Origin of the sequence: Mycolicibacter hiberniae (assembly GCF_010729485.1) — a bacterium.
GTDB classification, from domain to species: Bacteria; Actinomycetota; Actinomycetes; order Mycobacteriales; family Mycobacteriaceae; genus Mycobacterium; species Mycobacterium hiberniae.
In genome coordinates this window covers 2,571,118-2,594,407 of record NZ_AP022609.1, presented here as the reverse complement: position 1 = coordinate 2,594,407, position 23,290 = coordinate 2,571,118, and the positions used below count along the sequence as shown (strand labels likewise).

The following is a 23,290-nucleotide window of genomic DNA, read 5'->3' as shown; positions in this document are numbered from 1 at the left end:
GGTAGATGACAAGGACTCGCCGGTCTCGGACACGTGGGAAATCGATCACGAGATGGTAAGGAATTTGGCCGAGCGGCTTGACCCCGCTGATCAACCCGTGTCTAATCACACTAGTGTCATTTTCCCGGTTGGCCAGCCGATTTCGGTGTCGCAGACCGAGATTCGATCACATGTTCGAATGACATGGTGAATATCTCGATATTCGGCCGACATAAGCAGGATCGCGCTACAGGTGAGGAGGCGGAGCATGTCCTATGAGCACCTTTGGGGCGTGATGGGGGTGGCGTCGCACGCCAGTGCCGAGATGGCTTTGCCGACCGGGCTCGACGCGATGCCCAGCCGGCCCCATCTGAGTCTGGTTCCCGAGCCTGAGGCCTACGACGAGTTCGACCCGTTCGACCCCGAAACGGCCACCAACGAGCAGTGGCAGGACCGTGCCCTGTGCTCGCAGACCGACCCCGAGGCGTTCTTCCCGGAGAAGGGCGGCTCGACTCGGGAGGCCAAGAAGATCTGCCAGCGGTGCGCGGTTCGCAGCGAGTGCCTGGAGTACGCCCTGGCGCACGATGAGCGGTTCGGCATCTGGGGTGGGCTGTCCGAGCGGGAGCGCCGGCGCCTCAAGCGCGGCATCATCTGAGCCCCAGCGGCGCAAGCGCGGGTCAGTCGTCGATCGTCGGGTCGATGACCGAGGGTTCAACATCCAAATAGGTGGCGACAAGCGCCACCAGAATCTCGTGCAGTAAATCGCCGAGTTCGGTCCTGTCGTTTGCCCGTTGCTCGATTGGCCTGCGGAACAACAGAACTCGAGCGCGCGTCGAGTTTCCGCGAACATCCACCCCGGCGGGGATCAAACGGGCCAGCGGCACCGGTCCGTCGGCGACGACTTCGGGCGGCCACTGCACGCTGTCGGGATCTTTGGGCGCTATCCGCGGGATCTCGTCGACTGCGACATCCAGTGTGCTCAACCGTTGCTTCCAGCGCTGCTCGATCGGCTCGTAGGCCTCCAGCACCGCCATGTCGAACCGCTCCGCCCGGGTGCGCCAGCCCGGCACGGTCGGCGGCAGCAGCGGCCCGCGGGGCTCGCGGCCGCGGCGTCGGCGGCGCGTGGCGATCACGCAGACGATGGTAACGGTTGTGCATAGGCTGCCGGGCCCTTGCGCGTGTCCGGCGCCGCGGCGGCGGGCGGCCACGATAGCCTCACGGGCGTGAACGTTCCCCGCCGTTGCTGCCGGCCAGGGTGTCCGCACTATGCGGTGGCGACGCTGACGTTCGTCTACTCGGACTCCACCGCCGTGGTCGGCCCACTGGCGACTGCCGCCGAGCCACATTCCTGGGACCTGTGCTTCAGCCACGCAGGCCGGATCACGGCGCCGCGCGGCTGGGAACTGGTCCGCCACCCCGGCCCCTGGGTCTCTCCCGAAGAGGACGACCTGATCGCGCTCGCCGAGGCGGTGCGGGAGCGCGAGTCCGGGCGCTCTGCCCCCGCCAGCGGCTGGTACCCCCACAGCAATCCGGGCGACTCCCCGACACGGGGAGCGTCCAACCCGGAGCCCGGGGGCGGCGTGCTGGCACCGCCGGGCCCGCCCGGCAAGACCAACGGCCGTCGCCGCGGCCACCTGCGCGTGTTGCCAGACCCGTCGGACTGATCGAAGGTTCCGGGCTAGGCTTGAGTGTCAAGAGTCCACTTCGTCAGGAGCCCTGTCCATGTCTCGGCCCGCTGCGGCTGTCCACCGTGTGATCAAGGCGTACGACGTACGTGGCCTGGTCGGTTCGGAGATCGATGAAACCCTCGTCACCGAGGTCGGGTCCTCTTTTGCCCGGCTGATGGCCGAGGAAGGCGCCCGGCAGGTGGCGATAGGCCACGACATGCGGGACAGTTCGCCGTTGTTGTCGGCGGCCTTCGCCGAGGGCGTGCTGGCCCGCGGCCTGGACGTGGTCCGGATCGGCCTGGCCTCCACCGACCAGCTCTACTTCGCCTCGGGGGCGCTGGACTGTCCGGGGGCGATGTTCACCGCCAGTCATAACCCCGCTGCCTACAACGGCATCAAGCTGTGCCGGGCGGGCGCCAAGCCGGTGGGTGCCGACACCGGTCTGGGCCGGATCCGCGACGAGCTGATCGCCGGTGTCGACACGGCCGGTGACGGCACCGTGCCGCGCGGCACCGTCACCGAACGCGACGTGCTGGCCGACTACGCGGCATTCCTGCACTCCCTGGTCGACATCTCCGGTCTGCGTCCGCTCAAAGTGGCCGTCGACGCCGGCAACGGGATGGCCGGCCACACCGCGCCGGCGGTATTCGGATCGGTCGAGGCGATCACGCTGCTGCCGCTGTATTTCGAACTCGACGGCAACTTTCCCAACCACGAGGCCAATCCGCTGGACCCGGCCAACCTCACCGATCTGCAGGCGTTCGTGCGCGAAAGCGGCGCTGATATAGGCCTGGCGTTCGACGGCGACGCCGACCGGTGTTTCGTGGTCGACGAGCGTGGCGAGCCGGTGTCGCCGTCAGCGGTGACCGGTCTGGTGGCCGCCCGCGAGCTGGCCCGCGAGCCCGGCGCCACGGTGATCCACAACCTGATCACCTCGCGTGCCGTGCCGGAACTGGTGGCCGAGCGCGGCGGCGCGCCGCTGCGGTCGCGGGTCGGGCACTCCTTCATCAAGGCGCTGATGGCCGAGACCGGGGCCATCTTCGGCGGGGAGCACTCGGCGCACTACTACTTCCGGGACTTCTGGGGAGCGGACTCGGGCATGCTGGCCGCTCTGCACGTGCTGGCCGCACTCGGTGAACAGCAACGACCGCTGTCGGAGCTGACGGCCGATTACCAGCGTTATGCGGCCTCGGGCGAGATCAACTTCACCCTGACGGATGGAGTCGAGGCGTCCGTTCTGGTGGACGCCGTGGTCTCCTCCTTCGGAGACCAGGTGGCTGTCGACCACCTCGACGGTGTGACCGTCGACCTGGGTGCGGGCCGCTGGTTCAACGTGCGCAGCTCCAACACCGAGCCGTTGTTGCGGCTTAACGTCGAGGCGCCCGATGCCGCCGCCGTGGACGCAGTGGTGGCCCAGGTCGCGGCGCAGATCGAGGCTGTCGCCGCCGCGGAGAAGTCGGGTCCGTGACCGCTTTTTCCGGCTCGTTCTCCACCGTCGACCTCGATGACACCGAGGCCCTGTTGGCCGCTGACCGCGACGGTGTGCTCTGGGCCGCGTCGATGGCCGGGGCGCAGGTGCGTGCTACCGCCGCCGCGGTCGACGAGGGCGTTCTGGACGGGCTGCGCGAGCAGAGCCGCAGTTATCCGCCCCGCACGATTATCTGGCTGTCCACCCGCGGCACCGGCGCAACGGCCGGCAGCCTGCTGGCCGCAGCGCGCGGCGACTCGGCCCGCGCACCGCTGGTCCTGGCCGCCGAGACCCCGGCCTGGATCGGGTCGTTGGATGTGCTGGTGGTCGCCGGCGATGACCCGGGGGATCCGGCGCTGGTCGCCGCTGCCGCGGCCGGGGTGCGACGCGGGCTACAGGTGGTGGTGGTCGCGCCCTACGAGGGCCCGTTGCGCGACGCCACCGCTGGGCGCGTCGCGGTGCTGGAGCCGCGGATCGCGGTGCCGGCGGAGTTCGGCCTCCCGCGCTACCTGGCCGCCGGGCTGGCGATCCTCGACGCCCTGGAGGGCGAGGACGCCGGTGCCGGGATCGACCTGGCCGCCCTGGCCGACGAACTCGACGCCGAGGCGCTGCGCAACAGTGCCGCGCGCGAGCTGTTCACCAACCCGGCCAAGATTCTGGCGGACCGCATCGTCGGCCGGGACGTTGCGCTGGCCGGTGACTGCGCGGCCACCCTGGCACTGGCCCGCCACGGCAGTGCCGTGATGCTGGGGGTCGGCCGGAGCACGGTGGCCGCAGCCGGGCTGGCCGATGCCATGAACGCGGTGCGGGCCCGGTCCGCCGGCGGCCACGATGCCGCCGACATCTTTCACGACGAGCAGATCGACGGTCCGGCCGGCGACCGGCTGCGGGTGCTGGCCCTGACACTGGCCGCCGAGCGTACGGTGGTGGCTGCCCGGATCAGCGGCATGCATGATGTGGATCTGGTGGCGGCCGAGGACGTACCGCTGGCGGGGGGCGCCGTGGAGGAGGCGGCGGTCGGTCCGGGGGCCCTGCCTCACAGCGGGCGGGCCGAACAACAGCTTGCGGTGTTGGCCGTGCGGTTGGAGATGACGGCCGCCTACGTGCGACTTTTGCGGGGTTGACGGGAACAGTGGAACAGCTACGCGGCGCGATACGGACCTACGCCTGGGGCTCGAGGACCGCTATCGCCGAGTTCACCGGTCGGCCGGTTCCGGCGGCGCATCCCGAGGCCGAGCTGTGGCTGGGCGCGCACCCGGGGGATCCGGCCTGCCTGGAGACCGACACCGGCGAGGTGTCGCTGCTCAGCGTCTTGACCCGCGACCCGGAGGGTCAGCTGGGCCCGTTGGCCCAAGCCCGCTTCGGTGACCGGTTGCCGTTCCTGGTCAAGGTGCTGGCCGCTGACGAGCCCCTGTCCCTGCAGGCTCACCCCAGTGCCATGCAGGCGATCGAGGGTTACGAACGCGAGGAGCGGCTGGGGGTGCCGGTGTCCTCGCCCATTCGCAACTACCGCGATACCAGCCACAAGCCGGAACTGCTGGTGGCGCTGCAGCCGTTCGAGGCGCTAGCCGGTTTCCGGCCGGTGGCGCGCACCATTGAGTTGCTGCGGGCGCTGGCGGTGTCGGACCTGGACCCGTTCATCGACCTGCTCGGCGGCCCGCCCGGCAGCGCCCTCGCCGATGCGCAGTCCGATGCCGACGGGCTGCGGGCGCTGTTCACCACGTGGATCACCGCGCCCCAGCCCGACCTGGACGTCCTGGTGCCGGCGGTGCTCGAAGGGGCCATCCAGTACCTCAGCTCCGCCGCCGGCGAATTCTCCGCGGAGGCCAAGACGGTGCTCGAGCTCGGCGAACGGTATCCCGGGGATGCCGGGGTGCTGGCCTCGCTGCTGCTCAACCGGGTCAGCCTGGCGCCGGGAGAAGCCATCTTCGTATCGGCCGGAAATCTGCACACCTACCTTCACGGGGTGGGCCTGGAGGTGATGGCCAACTCCGACAACGTGTTGCGCGGCGGGCTGACCCCCAAGCACGTCGACGTTCCCGAATTGCTGCGGGTACTGGACTTCACTCCGACCACCGAGGAGGCCCTGCGGCCGGCCACCTACACCGATGGACTGGAGGTGGTCTACCGGACCCCCGCCGAGGAATTCGCGGTGTCGCGCCTGGCGCTCGACGGCCCGCACCTGGGCCACGAGGTGGATGCGCCGGCGCGCCATGACGGCCCCCAGATCCTGCTGTGCACCGAAGGCTCCATCACGGTGCACGCCAAATCGAAGACGTTGACGTTGCGCCGCGGCGAGTCTGCCTGGGTGCCTTGCGATGACGGGCCGATCCGGCTGCTGGCCCAGCAACCAGCCGCCCTGTTCCGGGCGACGATAGGCCTCTAGCGTGTCGTCGTCGGGCAGCACCAAGGCCATCGTCGCGGCCCTTGTGGCCAACGCCGGTATCGCGGTGGCGAAATTCACCGGGTACCTGATCACCGGTAGCGCCGCCATGCTCGCCGAGGCGGTGCATTCGGTGGCCGACACCTCCAACCAGGCGCTGTTGCTGTTGGGCCAGCGTGTCGCCACCAGGGCGCCGGATGCGCTGCACCCGTTCGGGCACGGCCGCAGCCGGTACTTCTGGTCGTTCGTGGTTGCGCTGGTGCTTTTCAGCCTGGGCTCGATGTTCGCGCTGTTCGAGGGGTACGAGAAGCTGCGCCACCCGGTCGAGTTGAGTTCGCCGATGGTGGCCATCGTGATCCTGGTGGTGGCGATCGGCATGGAGACCTACAGCTTTCGCACCGCTGTGGTCGAGTCGCGCCCGCTGAAGGGCCAGGGAAGTTGGTGGCGTTTCCTTCGCACCTCGCGCAATCCCGAGCTTCCGGTGGTGCTGCTGGAGGACACCGCCGCGCTGATCGGGCTGGTGCTCGCGCTGGTCGGCGTGGGATTGTCGGTGCTGACCGGCAACCCGGTGTGGGACAGCGTGGGAACCCTCGGGATCGGTGTGCTGCTCGGCGTGGTCGCCGTGTTCCTGATGGTCGAGATGCACAGTCTGCTGATCGGCGAGGGCGCCACCATTGCCGAGGACCGGGCCATTCGGGCGGCGCTGGAGAACACCGAGAACGTCACCCGTCTGATCCACATCCGCACCCAGTATCTGGGGCCGGACGAGATGCTGGTGGGCGCCAAGATCGCGGTGGTTCCCCAACTCGACCTGGCGGGGGTGGCGGCCACCATCGACACCGCCGAAGCCAACATCCGCGCGGCCGTCCCGGCGGCGCTGGTCATCTATCTCGAGCCCGATCTGGACCGAACCCCTGTGCCAGACTCGGTGCAGCAGAAAGGTTGATCGCCGTGTCCAAACTGTCCTACCAGCAGCTCACCGCCGCCTGCCAGGCCGGCGGGGGGAGCACCCTGAGCGTGTCCACCGAGCTGGCACCGGCCGGGGGCAGTCACACCGCGATCCGCCCGGCTCGCGGCTCGGGGCGCTCGGCGTCGACCGTTGCGACCCGGTTGATCGACGGGTCGCCGACGGCGACGGTGCTCATCGACGACAACCACAGCCAGGTGCAGCGCGTCGAGGCCGCGATCCTGCAGGGCATTCGCGACCAGCATCCGACATTGAGCCGGGTGCCGCGCACCCAGGTCAGCTACGAGGGCGGTCGGCTGGTGTACACCGATCTCGAACTGCCGCAACGCATTTTCGACGGGCATTTTCTCACCGGATCGATCGACGGCAAGCCTGCGATCACACACCCGGCCTACCGGGCGGCCCGCGAGAGCACCCTCGACAATGCCCGTACCCTGCTGCGGCTGAGTCCCGGCAGCCTGGCCTTCGGCGCGATCGACTCCGCTCTCGGCACCGGGCAGAGCCGTTTCCGCGGGGTGCTGTCCGGCGAGATCATCGGGGTGCTCGTCGACGGGGCGCCGGCGGATTCCCGTGCCCTGGCCGACACCGGCGTGTGTTGCAGCCGGATCATCCGCACCCAGGTGCTCAGCTTCGCCGCACTGCGGCAACTGCGATTCGACTGCGGTCCGGCCGGGGACGAGGCGTGCCGTGTGCTGTTGGCCGCCTATGTGCTGGCCGGGCTGACACGCGCCAACGCCGAACTGAGCATCCGGGCCAGCTGCGATCTGGTGGAGGCCGGCCCCACCACGCTGCGACTCGACGCGCGGGACGGTGAGTTCGTCGAGTTGGAGGCGCTGTCGATCGCCGAGGCCGACATGCTGCTCGAGCGGGCTCTGCTCGAGGCATATCGGGAGGCCGACATCACCTGGCACGGCCAGGTGCTGAGCGTCACCGGCGACCCGGCCGCCTACGCCGCCGCCCAGAGCGGCGGAGCGCCGCAGGACGACGCCGCGGTGCGTGCGCCGCGCAGGTTCCGGTTACCGCACTTCATCGAAGCTCGGCGCGCCGGCGCAGCCCGATAGGGCATAAGCCGGGCCGGGGCGCAGTCGCCAGCCCGGTGCTCAGCCGGGCAGCTCGATGGCCGCGAAATTCACCGTCGCCGTGGCGGCAAGCTGGTCGTCGTTGCCCCGGTAGATATCGACCTGGACCACCACGGAACGCCGCCCCGTGCGCAGGATGGCCGCCACCGCGCGGGCGGGACCGATCGTGATCGGCCGCAGGTACCGGATGAACAGATCCGTCGTGGCAATTCCGTTGCCGAACTGCGTGCTGCGCGCGGCCAGCTGCCCGGCCGCCACATCGGCCATGGTCGCGATCAATCCGCCCTGCAGCCCGCCTGCGGTGTTGACCACCCGCTCGTCGACCGGCATCTGCAGAGTCAGGGTGCCGTCGGCCGACGGCACCTCGTGCAGACCGAGCTGATCGAACAACTCCCGGATCGATTGCGGTGCGGTCACGTCGGTTCGACCGCGGTGTCCCAGGCTTGCAGCAGGGTGCACAGTATCTCTTCGGCGCGGCCCAATCCGGCCAGATGACTCTCCCCGGGGATCGGGTAGAGCCGCGCGTCGGGAAGCAGCGCCACTGCGTGTTTGCCGTGCGAGAACGGGACGATGTGGTCGGCGTCGCCGTGCCACCAGTGCACCGGCACGTGCACGTCGCTGAGGCGGAAACCCCAGGGGCGGGCGAACAGGACGGCGTCGGCGATCGGGGCGGCGAGTTGCTTGCGGGAACCGTTGAGCAGGTCGTCGAGGAACATCGCCTTGAACTCCGGGCGGGACAGCATCTCGCGGTCGCCGTCGGGCGACAGCCGGGCGTAGAACTCCAGCGCAGGAGAGGCGACCGGGCGGACCATCCGGATCAGGCTGGCGGCCAGCATGCTGATCGGCCGTCCAGCGCGGTCGAGTACCGGTTCGGCGAGCCGGGCCAGCCGCATCAGGCCACTGTCGATGGCTTCCGGCCCCACCGCCGGGGCAACGCCGCCCAGGATGCCGGCAGCCACCACCCGGTTGGGCATGGCCGCCGCGCATGCCAGCGTGTAGGGGCCGCCGCCGGACAGGCCGATGACCGCCATTTTGTCGATCCCGAGGGTGTCGGCCACGGTCCGCAGATCATCGGCGAACTCCGACACCGTCTCGTACTGGAAGGGGGTGGAGGAGCCGATGCCGGGCCGGTCCACCCCGATCAGGCGGATGTTGGCTTCGGTGGCATACAGCCGTGCCTCGACGGGAATCTGCCGCCGGGCGCCGGGCGTGCCGTGGAGCCAGAACATTGCCCGGCCCTGCGGTGCGCCGAATTCGGCGAACCCGAGCTGTCGGTCCTCTCCGACGGCGATGTTGCCCTCCATCTGAGGACGGGCGATCTCATAAGCCATTCTCGGAGTCTGACACGCGCGTGCCTGCCCATTCACCATCGGCCGCAGGCTCGGGGGCCGGTGTCGACATTTCGGTGGGCTGCGCACGGCCGCGCAATGTCGCCGAGCCGTGGTGTGTCCAGCGCGAACGTTCGGCCTCGTCGGCTCGCTCGAGCGCGGTCGCCGAGCACAACACCCGGGCCGCGACGGCCTTCGCGCGGTCGGCCAGCCGGGCGGCCTCGTTGACGGCATCGCCGACCACGGTGTACTCGTAACGGTTCTCGCTGCCGATGTTCCCGGCGAACACCGGCCCCGCCGAGACACCGATCCCGAAGTCCACCAGCGGCAGCCGGCGAAGCCGGGCGATCAGGGTGCGGGCGGTGGCAAGCGCGGCCCCGGCCGCGCCGTCGGAGGGGACGGGTGCGCCGAACACCGCCAGGGCCGCGTCGCCCTGAAACTTGTTGATCGAACCGCGCTGGGCGTCGACCTCGTCCACCACAATGCGGAAAAAGTCGTTGAGCACCTCGGCGACCTCTTCCGGGGGATGGGTGGCGGCCAGTTCGGTCGAGCCCACCAGATCGATGAACAGAATCGCCGCCTCCTGCACGCAACCGGACAGCGCGAGCTCTTGTTCCACCGCGAGCCGCGCGACATCGGAGCCGACGTGCCGGCCGAACAGGTCCTGGAGCCGGTCGCGTTCGGCGAGCCCGGCGACCATGCGATTGAAACCGGTCTGCAGCCGGCCGATCTCGGACTGCTCGTAGACACCGACCGAGGTGGTCATCTCGCCGCGCTCGACGCGGGCCATCGCATTGACGACCTCTCCGACCGGGTCGGAGATCGAGCGCGACACCAGGATCATGGCGCGCACACCGAGCAGCACCGCCACGACGCACAGCACCAGCACGGGTATCTCCACCGACGACTCCGGGTCGATGATCCAGCCCATCCGCCGGCAGACGATCAGCGCGATGATCGCCGCCGATGGCAGCGCGCAGGTGACGAACCACATGGTCACCAGCCGGGCCAGCACTCCGGGGGCGGTCGCGCGCACGTGAGAGCCGTGCCAGGCGGCGGCCACGATCGGCCGCAGCGTCCGCTGGGTGAACAGCATGCTGGTGCTCACCGACGCGGCGCCGCCGAACACGATGATGGTGGCGAGCAGAGCGAGCAGCCCCGCATTCTGCGAGCGGCTTGCCGCCAACCCGACGATTCCGCCGATCAGCCAGGTGCCCAGGACGATCGCCGACTGCCGGCGCAGGAGGTTGCCGGCGAAGCGCCGTTGTTCGCGATCCGGCTGGACCCCCGCGCTGTACCAACGCAGCGACGGCGCGATGCTGGCGCTTCCCAGAGCGATCACCGACAGGGTGCCCAGCGAGACCAGGACCACCACCGGCACCACATTCGGCCACGACAGCAAGGTGGTGTCGGTCAGCGGGGTCTCCCCGTGGAGCGACACCACCACCGCGATCGCCTCGGCGCTGGTGAGCAGGTGGGCGAAGGCCAGCCCGGCCGCGTAGTCGCGGACCCGCACGGGGGTACGTGGCCGCGCGCCTGCGCCCGAACCTGCAGTCGTCATCGCGGTGGAGCCCATCCCTGAGTGCGTTGTGCTCTCAAGGTATATGGATGCCGCGGAACGAGACGCGCCACCTTGGGTATACAAAATAATAATGAATGTCTAGACAGCAGACGCATTCAGCTGTAATGTCCAGCATTGACAGTGATTCAGCTCACAGGAGTGGGTGTGAGGGGGCGCCCAGTCCGCGGAGGTGTGGCGGGACAAGAGCGTTGGGAGTCGAAGATGTCCGCACGAAACGGTGGTGAACGCGCGTGGTTCGGCGGCGCCGCGCAGCGCGTTGGCGAGCAGGATGGCGCGATGAGCGGCAGCGTCGGTGTGATGCCAGCTAATCTCGCGGTCGTGAAACGAATCCCCTACGCCGAGGCATCCCGGGCGCTCCTGCGCGACTCGGTGCTCGACGCGATGCGGGACCTGCTGACCAGCCGGGACTGGTCGTCGATCACGCTGGCCGCGGTGGCGCAGGCGGCCGGGGTCAGCCGGCAGACCATCTACAACGAATTCGGTTCCCGCCAGGGCTTGGCGCAGGGCTACGCGATCAGGCTGGCCGATCGGCTCGTCGACGCCGTCGAAGACGCCATCTACCGCAATGTCGGCGATGTGCACGCGGCGCTGCTGGAGGCGTTCCGGACCTTCTTCACCGAGTCGGCCGTCGACCCGTTGGTGATCTCGCTGCTGACTGGCGTCGCCAAGCCCGATCTGCTGCAGATCATCACCACCGACAGCGGCCCGATCATCACCCGCTGCTCGCAGCGTCTCACGTCATCGTTCATGCACAGCTGGGTCAAGGCCAGCGAGGACGACGCCGGGATTCTGTCCCGGGCCGTGGTGCGGCTGGCCATCAGCTATGTTTCGATGCCCCCGGAAGCCGACCACGATGTAGCTGCTGACCTGGCCCGATTGTTCACCCCTGCGGTCGAGACTTACGGTGTTATCGACAGCGAATGACCCGCCCGAGCGGTCTGCGGCCTGCGCCGGTAGCTTGTAGCGGAGCCAATTCACCGAATCCTTAACGGGGGCGTACTGATGAGTTTGACCACGGACAGCCGCAACGGAATCGACTACAAGGTCGCCGACCTGTCGCTGGCCGAGTTCGGCCGCAAGGAGATCCGTCTGGCCGAGCACGAGATGCCGGGCCTGATGGCCCTGCGTCAGGAGTACCACGGGGTCAACCCGCTCAAGGGCGCCCGCGTCACCGGCTCGTTGCACATGACCATCCAGACCGCGGTGCTCATCGAGACCCTGGTCGACCTCGGTGCCGAGGTCCGGTGGGCCTCCTGCAACATCTTCTCCACCCAGGACCACGCCGCCGCCGCGGTCGTCGTCGGGCCGCACGGCACCATTGAGGAGCCCAAGGGCACCCCGGTCTTCGCCTGGAAGGGCGAGTCGCTCGAGGAGTACTGGTGGTGCGCCGAGCAAGCCCTGACCTGGGAGGGCGAACCGGCCAACATGATCCTCGACGACGGCGGCGACGCCACCATGATGGTGCTGCGCGGCGCCCAGTACGAGAAGGCCGGCGTGGTCCCGCCCGCCGAGGAGGACGACTCCGCAGAGTGGAAGGTCTTCCTGGGCCAGCTGCGGGAGCGCTACGAGACCGACAAGAACAAGTGGACCACGATCGCGGAGTCGATCAAGGGTGTCACCGAGGAGACCACCACCGGCGTGCTGCGCCTGTACCAGCTGGCTGCCGCGGGTGAGCTGGTGTTCCCGGCGATCAACGTCAACGACTCGGTCACCAAGAGCAAATTCGACAACAAGTACGGCTGCCGGCACTCGCTGATCGACGGCATCAACCGGGGCACCGATGTGCTCATCGGCGGCAAGAAGGCGTTGGTCTGCGGCTACGGCGACGTCGGCAAGGGCAGCGCGGAGTCGCTGGCCGGCCAGGGTGCGCGGGTGACCGTCACCGAGATCGACCCGATCAACGCGCTGCAGGCCCTGATGGACGGGTTCGACGTCAAGACCGTCGAGGAGGCCATCGCCGAAGCCGACATCGTGGTCACCACCACCGGCAACAAGGACATCATCACCCTCGAGCACATGAAGTCGATGAAGGACCAGGCCATCCTGGGCAACATCGGCCACTTCGACAACGAGATCCAGATGGCCGCGCTGGAGAAGTCGGGTGCCCACAAGCTCAACATCAAGCCGCAGGTCGACCAGTGGACGTTCCCCGACACCGGTAAATCGATCATCGTGCTGTCCGAGGGCCGGCTGCTGAACCTGGGCAACGCCACCGGGCACCCGTCGTTCGTGATGAGCAACAGCTTCTCCAACCAGGTGATCGCCCAGATCGAGCTGTGGACCAAGGGCGACGAGTACGACAACGAGGTCTACCGGCTGCCCAAGCACCTCGACGAGAAGGTGGCCCGCATCCACGTCGAAGCTCTGGGCGGAAGTCTGACCAAGCTCACCAAGGAGCAGGCCGAGTACATCGGTGTCGACGTCGACGGCCCGTACAAGCCGGACCACTACCGGTACTGATCTCTTTCCGCGCGAGCAGACGCAGAATCGCACCATGGGCTACCCATGTGTGCGATTCTGCGTCTGCTCGTCGGATTAGGCTCGGCGCGTGCTGATCGCGATAGAGGGCGTGGACGGCGCCGGCAAGAACACCTTGTCGCAGGGGCTGCGCGCGGCCTTCGAGGGCGCCGGCCAGTCGGTGGCCGCCTTGGCCTTCCCGCGCTATGGCGACTCGGTGACCGCGGATGTGGCCGCCGAGGCGCTGCGGGGCGGTCACGGCGACCTGGCTGACTCCGTCTATGCCATGGCGATGCTCTTCGCCTTAGACCGTGCCGGCGCCAAGGACCGGATCGCGGCCCTGCGCGCCGCCAACGACGTGGTGATCCTCGACCGTTACGTCGCCTCCAGCGCCGCCTACAGTGCCGCGCGCCTGCATCAGGACGCCGCCGGCGAGGTGGTGGACTGGGTGCGACAGCTGGAGTTCGGCCGGCTCGGGCTGCCCGCACCGGACTGCCAGGTGCTGCTCGACGTCCCGGCGGAGTTGGCCGCGCAGCGCGCCAGGCAACGCGAGGATCAGGACGCCGCACGCGCCCGGGACAGCTACGAGCGCGATGACGGTCTGCAGCGCCGCACCGGGGAGGTATACCGCGGTTTGGCAGGGGCCGGGTTCGGCGGACGCTGGCAGGTAGTCGGCCCGACGGTCGATCCGGCCGCTCTGGCGGTCGCTGTGACTGCGGAAATGCACGGGTAACTCTGCGAAACGCCCGTGTGATAGCCGCGTTTTGTCTCAATCTGGTGACACCATGTACGCCATGAGGCAAAGGATCCTTGTCGTCGACGACGACGCTTCGCTGGCCGAGATGCTCACCATCGTGTTGCGTGGGGAGGGTTTCGACACCGCGGTCGTCGGTGATGGCACCCAGGCGCTGACCGCGGTGCACGAGCTTCGGCCCGACCTGGTGTTGTTGGACCTGATGCTGCCCGGAATGAACGGCATCGACGTCTGCCGGGTGTTGCGTAAGGACTCTGGTGTGCCGATCGTGATGCTCACCGCCAAGACCGACACCGTTGACGTGGTGCTCGGGCTGGAGTCGGGTGCTGACGACTACATCATGAAGCCCTTCAAGCCCAAGGAGTTGGTGGCCCGGGTCCGCGCCCGGCTGCGCCGCAACGACGACGAGCCGGCGGAGCTGCTCTCGATCGCCGACATCGACATCGACGTGCCGGCGCACAAGGTGAGCCGGGCCGGCGAACAGATCTCGCTGACCCCCCTGGAGTTCGACCTGCTGGTGGCGCTGGCACGCAAGCCGCGGCAGGTGTTTACTCGTGAGGTGCTTCTCGAACAGGTCTGGGGATACCGCCATCCGGCGGACACCCGACTGGTGAACGTGCACGTCCAGCGCCTGCGGGCGAAGGTGGAGCAGGATCCCGAGAACCCGACCGTGGTGCTGACCGTCCGAGGAGTGGGTTACAAGGCCGGACCTCCGTGATCCCCGCCGGGGAGAAGCGCAGGTGATCCTCGCTTCTCCGACAGGGCGCCGCGCCGGTGATGCTGTGGGGGTACCTCCCGCCTGCGGGGGAGAGAAACGCACGTGATCTTCAGTTCCAGACGACGCCCCCGACGGTCGGGACCGCTGCTGCTCGGCGTGAACACCCTGCGCCGCGCGGTGCAGGCCGCCTGGCGTCGTTCCCTGCAGCTGCGGGTGGTGGTGCTCACACTCGGGCTGTCGGCCGTGGTGATCTTAGGCCTGGGCTTCGTGTTGACCAGCCAGATCACCGATCGCGTGCTCGACGTCAAGGTCCGCGCGGCCACCGAACAGATCGGGCGGGCGCGGGTCACCGCCGGCGGGATCGTCGGGGGTGAGGAGGCCCGCTCGCTGAGCTCGAGTCTGCAGCTGGCGCGCAACACGCTGATGTCCAAGACCGACCCGGCTGCCGGCAGCGGAACCGCCGGCGCATTCGACGCGGTGCTGGTGGTGCCCGGCGAGGGCCCGCGTGCGGCGACCTCCGCGGGCCCGGTGGACCAGGTCCCGACCGCGCTGCGCGAATTCGTCAAGGCCGGCCAGGTCAGCTACCAGTACGCCACCGTCCACGTCGAGGGCTTCTCCGGTCCCGCGCTGGTGATCGGGACCCCGACGGCGTCGCGGATCACCAACCTGGAGCTGTACCTGATCTATCCGCTGGGCACCGAGCGCAACACGATCAGCATGGTGCGCGGCACGATCGCCACCGGTGGCCTGGTGCTGCTGGTGTTGCTGGCCGGTGTCGCCCTGCTGGTGTCGCGACAGGTGGTGCTGCCGGTACGGTCCGCATCCCGGATCGCCGAGCGGTTCGCCGAGGGACATCTGTCCGAGCGGATGCCGGTGCGCGGCGAAGACGACATGGCCCGGCTGGCGGTGTCGTTCAACGACATGGCCGAGAGCCTGTCACGCGAGATCACCCAGCTCGAGGAGTTCGGCAACCTGCAGCGCCGGTTCACCTCCGACGTCAGTCACGAGTTGCGCACCCCGCTGACCACGGTGCGGATGGCCGCCGACCTGATCCACGACCACAGTGACGATCTGGAACCCTCGCTGCGGCGTTCGACCGAGTTGCTGGTCAGTGAGCTGGACCGATTCGAGTCGCTGCTCAACGATCTGCTCGAGATCTCCCGCCACGACGCCGGCGTCGCGGAACTGTCCGTGGAGTCGGTGGACCTGCGGTCGACGGTCAACAGCGCACTGGAGAACGTGGGGCACCTGGCCGCCGACGCCGACGTTCAGCTCAAGGTGGACATGCCCGCGGATCCGGTGATCGCCGAGGTCGACCCGCGCCGGGTCGAACGCATCCTGCGCAATCTGATCGCCAACGCCGTCGACCACGCCGAACGCAAGCCCGTGGTGATCCGGATGGCGGCCGATATCGATACGGTGGCGGTGACGGTGCGCGACCACGGAGTCGGGTTGCGGCCGGGTGAGGAGAAGCTGGTGTTCAGCCGATTCTGGCGCGCCGACCCATCTCGGGTGCGGCGCTCCGGGGGGACCGGGCTGGGGCTGGCGATCAGCGTGGAAGACGCCCGGCTGCACCAGGGCCGGCTGGAGGCCTGGGGCGAACCGGGCAAGGGCGCCTGCTTCCGCCTCACCCTGCCGCTGGTACGCGGACACAAGGTGACCACCAGTCCGCTGCCGATGAAGCCGGTGAGCCCCGCCGAGCGGCGCGAACGCCGTCAGCGCGCCCGCGAGCACGCGGAGAGGATCGGATGATGCGCCGCATGCGTACGGCGGTGCTGATGCTGGCCGTGACCGCGGTGGTCCTGGCGCTCGCGGGGTGCGCCGGGGTGCCCAGCAACTCGGCTCCGCAGGCCGTCGGCACGGTCGAATCGCCGCCGCCGTCGGTGTTACCCAAGCCCACCCCGGGCATGGATCCCGATGTCCTGCTGCGGGAATTCCTCAAGGCGACCGCGGATCCGGCCAACCGGCACCGCGCGGCGCGGCAGTTCCTCACGCAGGAAGCATCCGACTCGTGGGACGACGCCGGCAGCGCGCTGCTGATCGACAACGTGGTGTTCGTCGAGACGCGCAGCGCCGGACGGGTGGCGGTCACCATGCGCGCCGACATCCTGGGGTCCCTGTCGGACATGGGGGTGTTCGAGACCGCCGAGGGGGCGCTGCCGGCTCCCGAGCCGATCGAATTGCTCAAGACTTCCGAAGGGTGGCGCATCGACCGGCTGCCCAACGGAGTCTTCCTGGACTGGCAGCAGTTCCAGGCCGCCTACAAGCGCAATACGCTCTACTTCGTCGACCCGACGGGCAAGACCGTGGTTCCCGACCCGCGCTACGTCGCGGTCTCCGACCCCGACCAGCTCGCAACCGAGTTGGTGTCCAAGCTGATCGCCGGCCCCCGCCCGGAGATGGCCGGGGTACGCAACCTGCTGTCGGCGCCGGTACGGCTGCGCGGGCCGGTGACCCGCGCCGACGGCGGCAAAAGCGGGGTGGGCCGCGGCTATGGCGGGGCCAAGATCGACCTGGACAGCTTGTCGACCACCGACCCCAACACCAGAAAATTGCTTGCCGCGCAACTGATCTGGACGCTCAACCGGGCCGACATCAAGGGTCCCTATGTGATCGACGCCGACGGTGCGGCACTCGACGACAGGTTCCCCAACGGGTGGACCACCTCGGACGTCGCCACCACCGACCCGGGCGCCTCCGACGGCGCCGGCGCCGGGATCCACGCACTGGTGGGCGGATCGCTGCTGGTCCTCGACGGCCAGCAGGCCAACCGCGTGCCCGGGGCCTTCGGCCGGGAGCCCGATCAGGAGTCGTCCGCACTGTCGCGCAACGGGCGCCAGGTCGCATCGGTGGTGGTGCACCCCGGCGATCCGGAGTCCACGCTGTGGATCGGCGACCTCGGCGGCGAGGCCGTGCAGGCGGCGGAGGGCCACACCCTGTCGCGGCCGAGTTGGTCGCTGGACGAGGCGGTCTGGGTGGTGGTCGACGGCAACAACGTGCTGCGGGCCATCCAGGAGGTGGCCACCGGCCGGCCGGCCCGGATTCCGGTCGACTCGGGGGCGGTTTCGGCGCGGTTCCCCGGTCCGATCAGCGAGCTGCAACTGTCCCGGGACGGCACCCGGGCGGCCATGGTGATCGGCGGCCAGGTGATCCTGGCCGGCGTGGAGCAGATGCCCGGCGGCCAGTTCACCCTGCACTACCCCCGCCGGCTGGGTTTCGGGCTCGGTTCCTCGGCGGTATCGCTGAGCTGGCGCACCGGTGACGACATCGTGGTGAGTCGGTCGGATCCCAAACATCCGGTGTCCTACGTCAACATCGACGGGGTGAACTCCGATGCGCCCAGCGGCAATCTGCAGCCCCCGGTGTCCACCATCGTCGCCGACCCCTCGACGGTGTATGTGGCCGACCCCCGTGGCGTGCTGGCGCTGTCGTCGGCAGCGGCCGAGGATGAGCAGAGCTGGTCGCCCATCGGACCGTTCATGGTCGGCGGCGCGGTCCCGGTACTGCCCGGTTAAGCCGCCGGCAGCGCCGCCATCCATCCCCACTGTGTGGATTACCTGTGCAAAAGCCGTGGAAAGTGTCAGTCTCTGACGGCGTCAAGGTGCCGAAACCGAGGGGAGAACCCGGCCCGCCGGCCTCCGTCTTAGCCCCGGAGATGGGTGTCTTCTCGCCCGCCTGAATTAGCACAACGACAGTTCGGTGCCAACAATTGCGGCCCGGACGCGGGCCCGCCTGCATTCATGACCGAACTAATTGCAATTGTCCGGCATGGCGGGGGTCATCGTCGCTTCAGTGCGGGGAGTCGGGGCCTATGCGCTGGAAGCGGCAGGGTTTGGCGGCCACGTACTGGGAGCCGTCGAAACGGCTGGTGGCCCCAAAAGGCGTCGAGGATCCACCAAATTTACAATTCACGTATTCCGCTACCCGCCGCGTTGGCGATGTAAAGAGACTGGACATCAGCACCATATAAAAATCACGGAATGATAACGAATCAATCACGGAGAAGTAACAATGACTAATTCGGCGTCAACCTAAGAATCGCCTGTGTCATACGCTGCCGAGATCCGAGTCGCCGACCAAGGCCGGCCCCGACCTCAGGAGCGGATCATGCGACAGGCACTCCGTCCGTACATCACGACCGGCGTCGTACTCTTCGGCGCCAGCGTCATCGCCGTCACACCGATCCAGCCGCTGCCCGCTGACGTCCAGGTGCGGGCCGTAACGCTGGCCGGGGACACGGCAGACATCATCGGGCCCTACCAGAACCTCTACGCCAACACCCTGGCCAACGTGCAAGCCATGAACCAGCAGTGGCTTGCCCAGCCGTTTCCGGTACTGCAACAGATCGTCACCAACTGGACGGGTTATCTGGAGCAGCTCAGCGCCGATCCGCAATCGATCGGTGGCGTGCTGGAGAACATCTCCAACAACGTGCAGCAGGTGAGCAGCCTTCTGGCGACCCTGCTCCCGGTGATCGGCGCCCAGATCCTGCCGCTGCCGGCGCCGATATCGGTAGACCTCTCGGTGCCGCTGGCCATGTTGATCGCCGGTCTGGGGCCGACGGTGGCCACTTTCAACGAGCTGAACGGAATCATCGGCACCATGCAGGCGGCTACCGATCCGCAGGACATCCTCGCCGCGCTGCTGACCGCCCCGGCCCACCTGCTGAACGCCTACCTCAACGGCTCGGACAACCTCGATGTGCTGGGCGTGAGCATCCCGGCGTTCAACGGGTTGCTGGTTCCCACGCAGACACTCGACACCCAGCTGCCCGTCGGAGAACTGCTGACCCAGCTGGACGGATTGCTCGGCGGCTTGGGCACGGTGCTCAACGCCTTGGGTGGCGCCGACATCGACCTGGGCGGAGTGCTCGACCACGTGCTGACCACACCGCTACCGGGACTGCTGGGTGACCTCGGGCTGGGCAGCATGACACTGGGCGGCCTGCTCGACGGTGTCGGAATGGGCGGCCTGGGTCTCGATCAGGTGCTGGGGACCATCGGGTTGGGGGACGTGACGCTGCCCGAGGTGCTGGGCGACCTGGGATTGGGCGGCCTGACGCTGGGCGGGCTACTGGGCGGGGTGGGCCTGAACGGCGTGATGTTGGGCGACCTGCTGGCCGACGTCGGCATGGGGGACATGACCTTGACGGGGCTGCTGGGTGGCGTGGGCCTGGGCGACACCACGTTGGCCGAACTCTTGAACGATGTCGGAGTGGGCGACACGCCACTGTCGGAGCTGCTGGCGGATGTGGGCCTGGGCGGTGCCGGGCTGGCCGGCCTGATGGAAGACCTGGGACTGGGCGAACTGACGCTGGTCGGCCTGTTGGAAGGCGTCGGGCTGGGTGACCTCACGCTGCCCGCCCTGCTCGGCGGCGCCGGGCTGGGGCATATGACGTTGCCCGGGCTGCTGGACGGCGTCGGGTTGGGCACCACCACCCTGGTCGGCTTGCTGGACGGGGTGGGGCTGGGCGGTCTGGACGTCGGGGCGCTGCTGGGCGCGGTCGGGTTGGGCGGTACCACGTTGCCCGACTTGATCGAGGACCTGGGGATGGGCGACACCACGCTGACCGGGCTGTTGGACGGTCTGGGGCTGGGTGAGATGACCCTGCCCGGGCTGCTCGGCGGCGCCGGGCTGGGGCATATGACGTTGCCCGGGCTGCTGGACGGCGTCGGGTTGGGCGACACCACGCTGGTCGGCTTGCTGGACGGGGTGGGGCTGGGCGGTCTGGACGTCGGGGCGCTGCTGGGCGCGGTCGGGTTGGGCGGTACCACGTTGCCCGACTTGATCGAGGACCTGGGGATGGGCGACACCACGCTGACCGGGCTGTTGGACGGTCTGGGGCTGGGTGAGATGACCCTGCCCGGGCTGCTTGGCGGCGCGGGTCTGGGGCATATGACGTTGCCCGGGCTGCTGGACGGCGTCGGGTTGGGCGACACCACGCTGGTCGGCTTGCTGGACGGGGTGGGGCTGGGCAGCCTGAACGTCAGCGCCTTCCTTGGGGACATCGGGCTGGGCGGGACCACGTTGCCCGACCTGGTCGACGACCTGGGAATGACCGATCTGACGCTGGGCAGCCTGCTGGCAGGTCTGGGCACCGCGGACCTGACACTGGGCGGCTTGGTGGACACGTTGGCCCTGACCGGCCTGAGTGTGGGCGGCCTGGTCGGCGCCGTCGGCCTGGACAACCTGGACCTCAACGGACTGCTGACCGGCATCGGATTGGGCGCCACCACGCTGCCCGGCCTGATCGGCGACCTGGGGCTGACCGAGCTGACCTTGGGCGGGCTGGTCGGCGGCATCGGGGCCGGCGGCACCACCCTGCCAGAACTGTTGGGCCACATGGACATGGGCGACATCACGCTGTCCGGCCTGGTCGGCTCCCTGCTGGGCACCACGACACTGCCGAGCATGCTGACCAGCCTCGGACTGGGCAACCAAAGCCTCGGCGGCCTCCTGGGCGACCTGGGGCTGGGCGGGATGAGCCTGCACACGCTGTTCTACAACCTGAACATGAACGGCCTGGTCGTCAAGGACGTGCTGAACAACCTCGGGCTGGGCGACATCAGCATCGGCACCATGATCAACAGCATGGGGTTGGGCACCATGGGCCTGCACAGCCTGGTCAACAACCTCGGTATGGGCCAGCTGACCCTGGTGGACCTGCTGAACACGATCGGCGTCGGGCAGCAGGGTCTGGGCGGGCTGCTGCACGACTTCGACGTCACCCTGGGCGCCGGTTCACTGCTCAGGTTCTTGGGGGTCGACCTCGGGTTTATCTCCGATGCCCTGGACGCCCTCAATCTCAACGGCCCCTTGGATGCGACCGGGATCACCGTCGGCGGTCTGCTGAGCTTCTTCGGCCTCGACGTGACCCTGAACTCCCTGTTGGGCAATATCGCCGCGCAGGGTGCCGGGGTGAGCCTGAACGGCGTCCTGCACGGGTTGGGGCTCTACAACCAGACCCTGCCCCTGATCCTGTTGAACCTCGGCTTGGGCAACTTCACCCTGGGCTGGACCGGATGGAACGGCCTGCTGCAGGTCCTGGGGCTGGAACACACGAGCGTCAACGGGCTGCTGAACGCGGTGGGCCTCGGCGACGACAATCTGGTCGGCCTACTCAACAGCCTGGGCCTGGGCGTGAGCCTGCCGCAACTGCTCGACAACCTGGGAATCGGAACCTTGTCACTGAACGACGTGGTCGGCAGCCTGACGTTGGGTGCCCTGAACCTCGACGGTCTACTGGGCGCCTTGGGTATCGACGAGGTGAACCTGGCCAACCTGCTGCAAAGCCTGGTGGGCAACCTCACGTTGCCGGGTCTGGTCAACAACCTGGGGCTGGGTGAGATGACGCTGGGCGCCGTGGTGGGCAACCTGGCCACCGGCGAACTCACTCTGGGCTCCTTGCTGGGCAACCTGAACCTGAGTGACCTGACACTGGGTGGGCTGCTGGAGGACCTGCAGCTGAGCAACCTCGGCCTCGGTTCTCTGCTCGGCGGGCTGAACTTGGGCGGCCTGACGCTGCCCGGCCTGTTGGAGGGGCTGGGCCTGGAGAACCTCACCCTGGGCGGCCTGCTCAGTGACTTGGGAACCGGCAACTTCACACTGTCGGGCCTGTTGGCCAATCTGGGTCTGGGTGACGCGACGCTGCCGGGGTTGTTGACCGATCTGGGTCTGGGCGACGCGACTCTTGCGGGCCTGTTGGGCAACTTCGGCATCGGCGGCCTTTTCCTGCCCGGCCTGCTGGAGAGCCTGGGGCTGGGCGATGTCACGCTCGCGGGGGTGCTCGGCAACTTGGGCGTGGGAGATCTGACGCTGGGCGAGCTGCTCAGCGACTTGGGAACCGGCAACTTCACACTGTCGGGCCTGTTGGCCAATCTGGGTCTGGGCGACGCGACGCTGCCGGGGTTGTTGACCGATCTGGGTCTGGGCGACGCGACGCTGTCGGCCCTGCTGGGCGGTTTGGGCATCGGCGGCTTTTTCCTGCCCGGCCTGCTGGAGAGCCTGGGGCTGGGCGATGTCACGCTCGCGGGGGTGCTCGGCAACCTGGGCGTGGGAGATCTGACGCTGGGCGAGCTGCTCAGTGGTCTGGGAACCGGCAACTTCACGCTGTCGGGGTTGTTGATCGATCTGGGTCTGGGCGACGCGACGCTGCCGTCGCTGCTGACTGATGTGGGCCTGGGCGACGCCACGCTGTCGGCCCTGCTGGGCGGTTTGGGCATCGGCGGGATGTTCGTGCCCGCTCTGTTGACCGATCTGGGCCTGGGCGATATGACCCTGCCCGGTCTGCTGGGCGGCCTGGGCGTGGGCGATCTGACGCTCGGTGAGCTGTTGACCGACCTGGGTACCGGCGGCTTCACCCTGCCGGGGCTGTTGGATGCGCTGGATCTGGCCGATGTCACGCTGCCCGGGTTGCTGGCCGATCTGGGCATGGACGACCTGACGCTCGGTGGGCTGTTCGACGGCCTCGGGCTGGGCGGCCTGAACCTGCCCGCGTTGCTCGGCGATGTCGGGCTGGGGGAGATGACGCTGCCCGACCTGCTGGGCAGTGTGGGGCTGGGCGGCATGACACTGGGCGGTCTGCTCGGCGGCCTGGGCACCTGGGACCTGGGGCTGGGTGCGCTGCTGGGCGATCTGACCGGCAACCTGAACCTGGATGGACTGTTGGACGGCCTGGGTCTGAGCGACTTCGACGCCTTCACGCTCGACGGCGGGTGGTTCGGCGGGCTGATGCCCCTGCTGTTCAACGACCTGCCGCAACAGATCGCCGAGCTGCTGGGCGCACCGGCTGCCGGCGCTGCCGATGCCACCGAATTCGCCTCGGGCGCAGCGGCCGACCTGTGGGCCAGCCTGATTCCGGAATTCGCCGGAGCCTTCTGAGTGCCGGCGGGCTTCGCCCGCCCGCGAC

The 23,290-nt window shown here is 68.6% G+C and carries 18 protein-coding genes; 14 read left to right on the top strand and 4 right to left on the bottom strand.

All coding sequences use genetic code 11. The features are described from left to right. Positions 1-247: 247 nt before the first annotated feature. Positions 248-634: a WhiB family transcriptional regulator gene (locus G6N14_RS12200; protein WP_085134370.1), complete on the top strand. Its 387-nt coding sequence runs from the start codon at positions 248-250 to the stop codon at positions 632-634. A gap of 22 nt (positions 635-656) precedes the next feature. On the opposite strand, the gene G6N14_RS12195 is transcribed toward G6N14_RS12200, so the two are convergent. After that, complete coding sequence (locus tag G6N14_RS12195; protein ID WP_085134287.1) at positions 657-1,112, bottom strand: metallopeptidase family protein; 456 nt, start codon at positions 1,110-1,112, stop codon at positions 657-659. Between the two features lie 90 nt (positions 1,113-1,202). On the opposite strand from G6N14_RS12195, the gene G6N14_RS12190 reads away from it, so the two are divergent. Genes G6N14_RS12190 through G6N14_RS12165 form a run of 6 tightly spaced genes read left to right on the top strand, consistent with a single transcriptional unit; the run spans position 1,203 to position 7,525 of the window. Next, positions 1,203-1,643 carry a DUF3499 domain-containing protein gene (locus tag G6N14_RS12190; RefSeq protein WP_197747346.1) on the top strand — a complete coding sequence of 147 codons (441 nt, stop codon included), beginning with the start codon at positions 1,203-1,205 and terminating at the stop codon, positions 1,641-1,643. Between the two features lie 58 nt (positions 1,644-1,701). Then, positions 1,702-3,114, top strand: a complete 1,413-nt coding sequence (locus tag G6N14_RS12185) for a phosphomannomutase/phosphoglucomutase (protein ID WP_085134285.1) — start codon at positions 1,702-1,704, stop codon at positions 3,112-3,114. Beyond that, the gene (locus tag G6N14_RS12180) at positions 3,111-4,238 is read left to right on the top strand and encodes a TobH protein (RefSeq protein ID WP_085134284.1); all 1,128 of its coding nucleotides are present in this window, start codon (positions 3,111-3,113) and stop codon (positions 4,236-4,238) included. Before G6N14_RS12185 ends, G6N14_RS12180 begins: the two co-directional genes overlap by 4 nt. Before the next feature lie 8 nt (positions 4,239-4,246). Beyond that, the gene (manA, locus tag G6N14_RS12175) at positions 4,247-5,500 is read left to right on the top strand and encodes a mannose-6-phosphate isomerase, class I (protein WP_085134283.1); all 1,254 of its coding nucleotides are present in this window, start codon (positions 4,247-4,249) and stop codon (positions 5,498-5,500) included. A gap of 1 nt (position 5,501) precedes the next feature. After that, positions 5,502-6,443 (top strand): cation diffusion facilitator family transporter, encoded by a 942-nt coding sequence (locus G6N14_RS12170; protein WP_085134282.1) that lies wholly within the window; start codon positions 5,502-5,504, stop codon positions 6,441-6,443. 5 nt (positions 6,444-6,448) lie between these two features. Then, positions 6,449-7,525, top strand: coding sequence for a type I-G CRISPR-associated protein Cas7 (locus G6N14_RS12165; RefSeq protein WP_085134281.1), 1,077 nt, complete (start codon positions 6,449-6,451; stop codon positions 7,523-7,525). 39 nt (positions 7,526-7,564) lie between these two features. On the opposite strand, the gene G6N14_RS12160 is transcribed toward G6N14_RS12165, so the two are convergent. From G6N14_RS12160 to G6N14_RS12150, 3 genes are read right to left on the bottom strand one after another with little or no spacing between them, the layout of a single operon-like run. After that, positions 7,565-7,960, bottom strand: a complete 396-nt coding sequence (locus G6N14_RS12160; RefSeq protein ID WP_085134280.1) for a PaaI family thioesterase — start codon at positions 7,958-7,960, stop codon at positions 7,565-7,567. Continuing rightward, positions 7,957-8,874 carry an alpha/beta fold hydrolase gene (locus G6N14_RS12155; protein WP_085134279.1) on the bottom strand — a complete coding sequence of 306 codons (918 nt, stop codon included), beginning with the start codon at positions 8,872-8,874 and terminating at the stop codon, positions 7,957-7,959. The genes G6N14_RS12160 and G6N14_RS12155 overlap by 4 nt, the downstream gene beginning before the upstream one ends. Then, on the bottom strand, positions 8,864-10,360 hold the full coding sequence (locus G6N14_RS12150; RefSeq protein ID WP_407663169.1) for an adenylate/guanylate cyclase domain-containing protein: 1,497 nt from the start codon (positions 10,358-10,360) through the stop codon (positions 8,864-8,866). The genes G6N14_RS12155 and G6N14_RS12150 overlap by 11 nt, the downstream gene beginning before the upstream one ends. Before the next feature lie 390 nt (positions 10,361-10,750). Between G6N14_RS12150 and alkX the strand changes: the two genes are divergently transcribed. The 7 genes from alkX (at position 10,751) to G6N14_RS12115 (ending at position 23,262) form a co-directional block, all read left to right on the top strand. Continuing rightward, positions 10,751-11,377, top strand: a complete 627-nt coding sequence (gene alkX / locus G6N14_RS12145) for a TetR family transcriptional regulator AlkX (RefSeq protein WP_109559701.1) — start codon at positions 10,751-10,753, stop codon at positions 11,375-11,377. Between the two features lie 78 nt (positions 11,378-11,455). Continuing rightward, entirely contained in the window at positions 11,456-12,913 is a 1,458-nt protein-coding gene (gene ahcY / locus G6N14_RS12140) for an adenosylhomocysteinase (protein ID WP_085134278.1), read from the top strand. Positions 12,914-13,001: 88 nt separating this feature from the next. Continuing rightward, positions 13,002-13,643 carry a dTMP kinase gene (locus tag G6N14_RS12135; protein ID WP_085134277.1) on the top strand — a complete coding sequence of 214 codons (642 nt, stop codon included), beginning with the start codon at positions 13,002-13,004 and terminating at the stop codon, positions 13,641-13,643. 52 nt (positions 13,644-13,695) lie between these two features. Beyond that, on the top strand, positions 13,696-14,382 hold the full coding sequence (gene mtrA / locus G6N14_RS12130) for a two-component system response regulator MtrA (RefSeq protein ID WP_085134276.1): 687 nt from the start codon (positions 13,696-13,698) through the stop codon (positions 14,380-14,382). A gap of 102 nt (positions 14,383-14,484) precedes the next feature. Beyond that, positions 14,485-16,134, top strand: coding sequence for an MtrAB system histidine kinase MtrB (gene mtrB / locus G6N14_RS12125; protein WP_085134275.1), 1,650 nt, complete (start codon positions 14,485-14,487; stop codon positions 16,132-16,134). Positions 16,135-16,142: 8 nt separating this feature from the next. Further along, entirely contained in the window at positions 16,143-17,897 is a 1,755-nt protein-coding gene (gene lpqB, locus G6N14_RS12120; RefSeq protein WP_407663168.1) for an MtrAB system accessory lipoprotein LpqB, read from the top strand. 592 nt (positions 17,898-18,489) lie between these two features. Beyond that, positions 18,490-23,262: a beta strand repeat-containing protein gene (locus G6N14_RS12115; protein WP_163787151.1), complete on the top strand. Its 4,773-nt coding sequence runs from the start codon at positions 18,490-18,492 to the stop codon at positions 23,260-23,262. The last annotated feature ends 28 nt before the right edge of the window (positions 23,263-23,290 follow it).